This is a genomic window from Pseudomonas sp. P5_B2, from assembly GCF_056400445.1.
In genome coordinates, this window is the sequence record NZ_JBFULH010001141.1 from 1 (window position 1) to 952 (window position 952).

Consider the following 952-nt stretch of genomic DNA (forward strand, 5'->3'; position numbering starts at 1 on the left):
CGCATGCGCTCCTTGATGAACGCGTGCCCGGTTTTGCTTTGAACGGCAATCCCGCCCGCCTGCTCAACCTGTTCGATAGTGTTCCAGGTCAAGCGCGGGTCGTGGATGATCTTACTGCCGGGGTGTAGCTTGAGCAGCATTTCAGCCAGCAGGCCGACAAGGTAATAGCCCTCAATGAACCGACCATCGGCATCGAAGAAGAAGCAGCGATCGAAGTCACCGTCCCAGGCCAGGCCCATGTCGCACTGATGAGCTAGCAGCGCTTGGCGCGTCAGCTCACGGTTCTCGGGCAGCAGTGGATTGGGTACGCCGTTCGGAAAGTGACCATCAGGCAATTCGTTGATGAATACCCATTGCAGCGGCAGCCGCGCAGCCAGCGCCTGCAGCACGGGCCCGGCAGCGCCGTTGCCCGGATCCGCTAGAATCTTGAGGGGTTTTAATGCGCTGACGTCGACGTAAGTGAGCAAATGGTCGATGTAGGCAGTCTTGTCGAGCGCTTGGCGAACCGCGCCTTTTTCTGCCGCGACGGTGCCCAGGTCACCCTGATCGACACGCTGGCGAATGGCGTCGAGGCCAGTGTCGCCGCTGATAGGGCGAGACTCGGCCTTGACGAGTTTCATGCCGTTGTAGCCTTTGGGGTTGTGGCTGGCAGTGATCATCACGCCACCATCAACCTTGTAGTGACTGGTGGCGAAATAGACTTCTTCGGTGCCGCACAACCCAATGTCGATTACATCGGCACCCGCCTCGTTAATCCCCCGCATCAGCGCTGCCGCCAGGGGTGGGCTTTCAAGCCTCATGTCCTGGCCGACCACGAAGGTTTTGCCTTGCAGTTCGGCAACGAGCGCGCGGCCTATGCGGTAAGCGATTTCTTCGTTGAGTTGAGCGGGAACCTGGCCACGAATGTCATAGGCCTTGAAGCATTGAGTCACGATAGGAGGATACATACTAC

Annotated in this window: 1 protein-coding gene; it reads right to left on the minus strand. The window is 58.8% G+C overall.

Annotation, left to right across the window (positions count from 1 at the left end; genetic code table 11):
• A partial coding sequence (locus AC1DRJ_RS29745; RefSeq protein WP_477805274.1) for a phosphohexomutase domain-containing protein occupies positions 1 to 947 on the minus strand: 947 nt, incomplete at its 3' end.
• Positions 948 to 952 lie beyond the last annotated feature (5 nt).